The 8660-nt window shown below is 36.3% G+C and carries 5 protein-coding genes and 2 riboswitches; all 5 genes read left to right on the top strand.

What is annotated here, in order from left to right:
• Positions 1–183 precede the first annotated feature (183 nt).
• The 5 genes from HR057_RS16440 (at position 184) to HR057_RS16420 (ending at position 8296) form a co-directional block, all read left to right on the top strand.
• The gene (locus HR057_RS16440) at positions 184–1185 is read left to right on the top strand and encodes an AAA family ATPase (RefSeq protein ID WP_173732554.1); all 1002 of its coding nucleotides are present in this window, start codon (positions 184–186) and stop codon (positions 1183–1185) included.
• Complete coding sequence (locus HR057_RS16435) at positions 1182–2411, top strand: DUF58 domain-containing protein (RefSeq protein WP_173732552.1); 1230 nt, start codon at positions 1182–1184, stop codon at positions 2409–2411. The genes HR057_RS16440 and HR057_RS16435 overlap by 4 nt, the downstream gene beginning before the upstream one ends.
• 354 nt (positions 2412–2765) lie before the next feature.
• Positions 2766–4598 carry a transglutaminase domain-containing protein gene (locus HR057_RS16430; protein WP_230474514.1) on the top strand — a complete coding sequence of 611 codons (1833 nt, stop codon included), beginning with the start codon at positions 2766–2768 and terminating at the stop codon, positions 4596–4598.
• A gap of 104 nt (positions 4599–4702) precedes the next feature.
• Positions 4703–4804: riboswitch (purine riboswitch) on the top strand.
• A gap of 260 nt (positions 4805–5064) precedes the next feature.
• Positions 5065–6585, top strand: coding sequence for a glutamine-hydrolyzing GMP synthase (gene guaA / locus HR057_RS16425; RefSeq protein ID WP_196237973.1), 1521 nt, complete (start codon positions 5065–5067; stop codon positions 6583–6585).
• Between the two features lie 156 nt (positions 6586–6741).
• A riboswitch (purine riboswitch) is annotated at positions 6742–6843 on the top strand.
• A gap of 127 nt (positions 6844–6970) precedes the next feature.
• Positions 6971–8296: an NCS2 family permease gene (locus tag HR057_RS16420; RefSeq protein WP_173732550.1), complete on the top strand. Its 1326-nt coding sequence runs from the start codon at positions 6971–6973 to the stop codon at positions 8294–8296.
• Positions 8297–8660 lie beyond the last annotated feature (364 nt).

The raw sequence follows: 8660 nt of genomic DNA, 5'->3' as shown, positions 1-8660 counted from the left end.
AATAAACCTATAAATTGTGCATTATTCAATATATATGATGTTGTGGTTTGAAATTCCTGGAAAAACTGTAAAAGAAACAATAGAAACGTTTCCGTGTTTCCTCGATTTTTACGATATAATAATAAATTAATAGATGCAAATGCAAAAATGATGAAAACATACAAATGACAAGGAGGGTTTTTGATGAAGTTTAGATCAAAGCCTCGTTTTGATGGACCATTTGATAGAAATTTAAGGCCTGAAATTGAAGCAATTGTTGATAATATAGAAAAAGTAATGATCGGAAAACGGGAAGAGGTACTTTTGTGCCTAGTTGCACTGTTTGCAAGAGGCCATATTCTTCTTGAAGATGTGCCTGGTGTTGGAAAAACTATGATGGTTCGTGCTGTCGCTAAATCGATTAATGCCACTTTTCGAAGAATTCAGTTTACACCCGATTTAATGCCTTCTGATGTGACGGGCATTTCGATTTATAATCCAAAAGATCAAAAATTTGAGTACCGGCAAGGTCCGATTATGGGCAATATCATCCTTGCTGATGAAATCAATCGTACCTCACCGAAGACGCAGTCTGCTTTATTGGAAAGTATGGAAGAAGACCATATTACTGTAGATGGAACGACGATGCCGCTTCCGAATCCTTTTATGGTGTTGGCTACACAAAACCCGATTGAATATGAAGGAACATATCCGCTTCCCGAAGCGCAGCTTGACCGTTTCCTCATTAAAATGAAAATGGGTTATCCGACACCAGCGGAAGAAATAAAAGTGCTCGAAAATGTGGCACTTGCCCATCCAATTGAAGAGCTTGAGCCTGTCGTTACATTACAAGAATTGTTATCTTTGCAAAAACAAGCGAGAGATGTGTTCGTAGATGAATCTATCAAAGCTTATATTGTCGACCTTGCCAATCAAACACGAAGACATCCATTGATTTATCTAGGTGTCAGCCCGAGGGGGTCCATCGCTTTAATGAAGGCAGCAAAAAGTTATGCTTTTATTTGCGGACGTGACTTCGTTATCCCAGATGATGTGAAATATTTAACCCCATTTGTTTTTGGACACCGGATCATTTTAAATGCAGAAGCCAATTATAAAGGGATGACTGCTGAAGAGTTAGTGGCAGATATTATGAATCTGGTGCATGTTCCGCTTCATATGCATGGGAGAGGGAAAGAGCGATGAGCACACTTTTTAACCGGTTAAAGCTATCAGGTAAGGTACTTTTACTTTTAATTGGTCTTGGGGCATTATATGCCTTTGCAATGTTTCAAGGGGGCTTTGTCAGCTGGTTCCTTCTCTATAGCTTTTCACCTTTTATTATATATTCGCTCATCTTTGCGATGTATCCCTTTTCATTTTGGAAGGTTGAGAGGATTTTAGAACATCAAAAAAAATATGAAGCAGGCGATTCGCTTACAGTGCAAATTCATTTGTCAAGAAGACTTCCGTTTCCCCTTTATTTTTTAATTGTTACTGACAATTATTCTGGTAACTTTCCTGAAAAACAGGGACAAAAAAAGCTGATGCTTTTTCCTCTATTTAAACGGAAAATTACGGTTACGTATGAAATTGCACATTTGCCGCGCGGTGAACTAGTTTTTGAAGATCTCACCATTGTTTCTGGAGATTTTTTCGGTTTTATTAATAAAAAACATCAATTTCAAACGAAAAGCAAAGTTGTTGTTTATCCGAAGAAGCAGCGTATAAATCCGTTATTTTTAAAAACGCAAGTGGGAGAAGGGAGACTTTCAAGAAGGTTTGACTACAAAAAAGAAACGATGGTACCAAGCGGTATTCGTGAATATCAACGAGGGGATCGTCTTTCATGGATCAATTGGAAAATGACTGCTAAGAAGAGCAAACTTATTTCAAAAGAGTTTGAAGTGAATGAAGATCAAAACTATTGTATTTGGCTTGACAGGTCCATGTTGATTAATCATGATGCCTTTGAAAAAATGGTTGTTTTTGCTGCTTCTTTAGTTGATGAACTCACAAAAACAGGATGCCCGGTTCAGCTCATTTCTATCGGCAAAGATAAAGATTCTAGCATTTTTTCTTTAAAAAGAACGTCTGAATCTCACGGCGAATTATTTTACCATTTAGCTGTTGCGCAAAATGATGCACCAAAATTGTTGAAACAAGCAGTTGAAAAAGAAAAGAAAGTGTTGCCTGAGAAAGGGACTATTATCTTCGTGACCGAAAAAATGGATCCGCAATTTCTTCAATGGACGAAAAGGATTGCATCGTCTCAGAGAAGGATTGCTATTATACTTGCAGCCAAACAAGGTGTTCTAAATTACAGTGCCCATCTTTCTAAGCAAAACATCATGATAAAAACGATAGATGAAGATTTTGGTTTTGAACGAACCTGGGTACAATCAGTTGGGTATGAAAAATCTTTTTCGTAAGACACCCGTGAGGTGAACAGAATGAGTTTGATAAAACTGCGACAATTAAATTTTTATAAGATAAGTCTATACATTTTAGGCTTCATGATTTTCTGGGAATGGCTCAGGCCACTTGAAATTGTGACAGATACGGCAAATGCGATCTACTTTGTTCTTTTTGCTTTCGTCTGTTTTTTGTTTTATTTCATTGGACTACCGTTTTGGTTATCTGTTTTGCTTCGATTAGTGTTTCTATTTTATATATTGCACATTCTCTTTTTTGAAGGTTCATTTTTGGATTTGAAGTGGCTGTATTATTTTTATTCTGATTTCTTATTAAATTTCGACGCTCTTTTAGCTTTGCGGTGGTTTGAGTTGTCGAATCTTTTCCGAACATTTTTGTTTCTCATCTTATTATGGGTAATGGCTTATTTATTTCAATATTGGTTATTCCAAGTGAAAAAAATTTTTGCCTTCTATGTTGTCACTATTATTTTCTTGGCAATCCTTGATACATTTACTCGTTATGATGCTGATAGTGCCATTGTACGGACAATGGCCATCGGTTTATTTATGCTCGGACTGCTCCAGATGTCTCGTTTAAAAGAAAGGGAAGCGGTCAATGTGCGCGCTTATTGGTTACTCATTTTTTCAGCAATGGTTGCGATTGCTGTTGGGATTGGACTTCATGCGCCGAAAGCGGAGCCTCAGTGGCCTGACCCTGTTCCATTTATAAAAAGTGCAGCTAAAGAGGCCGTTCTAGGAAATTCTGTAAGAAAAATCGGCTATGGCATCGATGATTCTAGGCTTGGCGGTACTCTTGTAATGGATCGAACGACCGTTTTTACGGCCCAAGTGAACGAAGAACATTATTGGCGTGTAGAATCTAAAGATTTTTATACCGGAAAAGGATGGGAAGTTTCCGAAAATATACCACCGACATTTATTAATAAAGATGATATTTATTTAGGAATCCTTGAAAATGTAGACAAAGAGAAAAACTTGACTGCAAACGTTTTATTTGAAAACGCTGGTTTTCACCCGCATATCGTCTACCCAGTCGATCCCGTCTCAATAAAAACAGCACCATATATTGAGCTAGCGATTGATCGCATGACCGGAAAGTTTTTTGCTGCGGAAAACGGTGCAGTCGTCCAGTTGGGGTCATATAAAGTTATTTATGATTTGCCCCGTTTTTCTATTGAAGCTTTAAAACTAGCAAATTCAGGGGATCATCCTTACATTAAGAAATTATATACACAGCTTCCCCCTCTTCTTCCTGATCGGGTAAAAGAATTGGCCGCTAATATTACGAAAGATAAAGCAACAAGATATGAAAAAGTAAAAGCGGTTGAAAATTATTTTGCGCAGAATGGGTTTATTTATGAGACGAGAAATATAGCTATTCCTAGTGAAGATGAAGACTATGTCGACCAATTTTTATTTGAAACAAAAAAGGGATATTGTGATAATTTTTCATCAGCGATGATTGTTTTGTTGCGTTCGATTGATATTCCTTCCAGATGGGTAAAAGGATATACGCAAGGAGATTTGGTAAAGACGCTTGATAATGGAAAAAAACTTTATAAAGTGACAAATGCAAACGCTCATTCGTGGGTAGAAGTGTACTTTCCAGGAATTGGGTGGGTTCCGTTTGAACCGACGAAAGGATTTCGAAATCCTGTAACCTTTACAGAAAGCACGATTCCGCAAATGCCTCAAGCGGGTCAAAATGAGGAATTGTTGAATAATCAAAATGATGGAAAAGAAAAAAAGGAAAACGAACAAACGAAAGACATATACCAAATGAATAGCGGTATATTGAAAAACTTTAAACAATTAATGAAAAATTTGGGGATTCTAATTGGCTTAGCTATTTTACTAGTAGTGCTTGCTTTTAAAGGTAGAAAAAAATGGTACCCTTATTGGTATAAAATTTCTACTCGACTCAATAAAAATACGGTAAGTCCAAATCATATGTTTGAAAGGTTATTTTTATTGCTTGAAAGCAAGGGGCTAAAAGTGGAACGTGGGGAAACACTTCGAGAATTTGCTAGTAGAGTAGATGCCTATTTTGGAACGTCGGAAATGAGACAAATAACTGATGTTTATGAAAAATATTTGTATGCTGGGAGTATCCGGAAAATCGAAGACTGGGAGAAGGTTCGTAAATTGTTGGAAAATTTGACAAAAAAGATATTGTCTTGACCTAAGCATACGTCATTGATATGATAAATACGAATAATAATCAGTTGAATTTTATGAAATGTTCGTTGTTTTGATTTTTGATAGAAAAGTCTTAAAAGATTTTAAGTGAATATATATATTTCCTTTATATAATCTCAGAAATATGGTCTGAGAGTTTCTACCGGATCACCGTAAATGATCCGACTATAAAGGCAGATGTTAGATGTTAAAGACGCTGGGATTCTGCCTTTATTATGAAAAGAAGGCTAATTCCAGCTTTTGTTTTATTATGAATTTTTTAATAACGGTTGTCCATAATTGGAAACCATAAAATATAATCAATACTTTTAAGAATATAGCTTCCTAGCTAGCGGCGAATGAGCTATATTTATTTTGTTGTGAAAAAATATAAATACGAGTCCGTATGTACAAAGTCATTAATATATAGGAGTGAATACATTTGGAAATTAGAGAACAAGTAAATGAAATGATTTTAGTCCTTGATTTCGGTAGTCAGTACAACCAGCTGATTACAAGAAGAATCCGTGAATTCGGGGTATACAGCGAACTGCATGACCACGAAATTTCAATGGCCGAGATCAAAAAGATGAATCCGAAAGGAATCATCTTATCCGGTGGACCAAACAGCGTTTATGGTGAAAATGCTTTTGACTGTGATGATGAAATTTTTAATTTAGGCATTCCGGTTCTAGGGATTTGCTATGGCATGCAATTAATGACTCATAAATTGGGGGGCAAAGTAGAGAAAGCCAACCATCGTGAATATGGGAAAGCGACCATTAATGTCTCTAATCAATCAAAGCTATATAAAGGATTGCCTGAAGTACAAGTTGTTTGGATGAGCCACGGCGACCTTGTTACGAATACACCCGAAGGCTTTGTTGTTGATGCAACAAGCACATCGTGCCCAATTGCAGCGATGAGCAATGAAGATCGCCGCTTTTATGGAGTTCAATTCCATCCAGAAGTTCGCCACACAGAATACGGCAACGATATTTTGAAAAACTTTGTATTTGAAGTATGTGGATGTCAAGGCAACTGGACGATGGAAAACTTTATTGAAATGGAAATTAAAAAAATCCGTGAAACAGTCGGCGATAAAAAAGTTTTATGCGCATTAAGCGGTGGCGTTGATTCATCTGTTGTGGCCGTACTAATTCATAAAGCTATCGGCGATCAGCTAACTTGTATGTTTGTTGACCATGGTTTGCTCCGTAAAGGGGAAGCTGAAAGTGTTATGAAAACATTTAGAGAAGGCTTCCAAATGAATGTTATTAAAATTGACGCTAAAGAACGTTTCTTGGAAAAATTGCGCGGCGTTTCAGATCCTGAACAAAAACGTAAAATTATTGGAAACGAATTTATATATGTTTTTGATGATGAAGCTGCTAAACTTGAAGGCATTGAGTTTTTAGCACAAGGTACTTTATATACAGACATTATTGAAAGTGGTACGAAAACGGCACAAACGATTAAATCACACCACAATGTTGGCGGTCTTCCTGAAGATATGAAATTTAAATTAATTGAGCCATTAAATACGCTCTTTAAAGATGAAGTAAGAGCACTGGGAACAGAATTAGGTATTCCAGATGAAATCGTGTGGAGACAGCCATTCCCAGGTCCTGGTCTCGGAATCCGCGTCTTAGGGGAAGTTACTGAAGAAAAACTTGAAATTGTTCGTGAATCAGATGCGATCCTTCGTGAAGAAATTAAAAAAGCAGGATTGGAACGTGAAATTTGGCAATACTTCACAGTTCTTCCTGATATAAGAAGCGTTGGTGTTATGGGTGATGCAAGAACATACGATTATACGATTGGTATTCGAGCAGTTACATCGATTGATGGCATGACATCAGATTGGGCTCGAATTCCTTGGGAAGTATTAGAAAAGATTTCAACTAGAATTGTCAATGAAGTTCCACATGTAAATCGTGTAGTTTATGACATCACATCTAAGCCACCGGCAACAATTGAGTGGGAATAATAACGAGTAACGAACGAAAAAGAAAATTATAAAAATTCATAAATGGGTATTAAAATACGAATGTTTATCAAAAAAAAATGATAAACGTTCGTATTTTTTATTGACGGCCTATTTTTTGATTGTTAGAATAAGTTGTGTAGTTTTAGTAGAATAATTATGAATAATGAGGAAAACCGTCGTATAATGTCGGGAATATGGCCCGAAAGTTTCTACCAAGCTACCGGAAATAGCTTGACTACGAGGTTTATGAAGAAAGTGTATCCTTAAGCTTTCTTTATATAATCTTCGGAAATAGTCAACGCTCCTAAAATTTCGGTTAATAGGGGCGTATTTTTGTTTGGGAAACAATAAAAACGGCATTATACATAGTAAAGGAGGATTTGAAATGAAGAAGTATTTCCAGTTTGAAGAGTTGGGTACTAATTACAAAACGGAAATCATTGCAGGATTGACGACATTTTTATCAATGGCTTACATATTATTTGTCAATCCAAGTACTTTGGCGCTTGATGGAGTAGCTGATTTTCCAGATGAATTGAGAATTAACAAAGAAGCTGTATTTGTGGCAACAGCATTAGCAGCTGCATATGGTTCTATTTTTATGGGAATCTATGCAAAATATCCGTTGGCATTAGCACCGGGTATGGGATTAAATGCGTTTTTCGCATATACCGTTGTCTTAGGTATGGGTGTACCTTGGCAAACAGCATTAGCTGGCGTATTCGTATCAGGTCTTATTTTTATCGTTTTATCATTGTCAGGTATTCGTGAAAAAATTATTAACGTTATTCCACTTGAATTAAAGCACGCAGTTGGTGCTGGTATCGGTTTATTTATTACGTTTATCGGCCTTAAAAATGCTGGGATTATTGTTTCCAACCCTGCGACATTTGTTGCTTTATCAGATTTGAAAGATCCTAATACGTTACTCGCTATTTTTGGTTTATTTGTTACAATTATTTTAATGGTTAGAAAAGTAAATGCAGCTATCTTTATTGGAATGGTAATTACTGCGATTGCAGGTATGATTTTCCAGTTAATCCCAATACCTGAAAAAGTAATTGGACCCGTTCCAAGCCTTGCGCCGACTTTCGGAGTTGCCCTAGCTCATATAGGTGATATATTCACACCGCATTTAATTGGTGTTGTTTTAACGTTTTTCATTGTTGACTTTTTTGATGCAACCGGTACTCTTGTTGCCGTTGCAAATCAAGCAGGATTAATGAAAAATAATAAATTAGAGCGTGTTGGCAAAGCTTTAATGGCTGATGCTACTGCAGTATCAGTTGGTGCTGTTCTTGGTACTTCTACAACAACATCTTATGTTGAATCTTCTGCAGGGGTTGCAGCTGGCGGCCGCTCTGGCTTCATGGCAGTAGTTACAGGGATTTGCTTCTTATTGGCACTATTCTTCTCGCCGTTACTTAGCGTTGTTACTGCAGCTGTAACAGCTCCGGCACTTATCGTTGTTGGTGTATTGATGGCATCATCAGTTGGCAGTATTGATTGGAGAGAATTTGAAACAGCTGTACCATCTTTCTTTACTTTAGTATCTATGCCTTTGACATATAGTATTGCTACAGGTATTGCAGTTGGCTTTATTTTCTATCCGATCACAATGATTGTGAAAGGACGCGCGAAAGAAGTTCATCCTATTATGTACGCATTATTCTTTATTTTCCTTGTGTATTTCCTATTCTTAAGAGAGTAGTGTATAAATGTAAAAAATTAATGATTAAACACACCTTGCCCGGAATTTAGCGATCGGTTTAAGGTGTGTTTGTTTTTTATTAGCTACAACAATTATTGTTCTAGAATAGTTCTTTACAACTCTTCTAAAAATATTTCTTTTAATTTTATAACAAAAATGTTGACTCAAAAACTTTCATCATGATATTATGAAAAAGCTGTTGTTAAAAACCTTGTTTTTAAGAAAAACAAATAAAATATGAAAAAGTATATTGACTTCCGCGAAACAATATGTTATCTTAATTCTTGTCCTCTTAAGGACAGATGATCTTTGAAAATTAAACAAAATGTCAAGCGTGCGGCAATGTTGAATGTTTTATTCAACT

It is taken from the genome of Calidifontibacillus erzurumensis (assembly GCF_013303125.1).
In the GTDB taxonomy this organism is placed as follows: Bacteria; Bacillota; Bacilli; order Bacillales; family Bacillaceae_J; genus Calidifontibacillus; species Calidifontibacillus erzurumensis.
This window is presented reverse-complemented; position numbering and strand designations above follow the sequence as displayed.

Excerpts from the sequence above, each read along its gene's own strand:
- HR057_RS16435 (WP_173732552.1), top strand. The coding sequence starts at position 1,182 with ATGAGCACACTTTTTAACCGGTTAAAGCTATCAGGTAAGGTACTTTTA.
- guaA (WP_196237973.1), top strand. The coding sequence starts at position 5,065 with ATGATTTTAGTCCTTGATTTCGGTAGTCAGTACAACCAGCTGATTACA.
- HR057_RS16420 (WP_173732550.1), top strand. The coding sequence starts at position 6,971 with ATGAAGAAGTATTTCCAGTTTGAAGAGTTGGGTACTAATTACAAAACG.
- HR057_RS16440 (WP_173732554.1), top strand. The coding sequence starts at position 184 with ATGAAGTTTAGATCAAAGCCTCGTTTTGATGGACCATTTGATAGAAAT.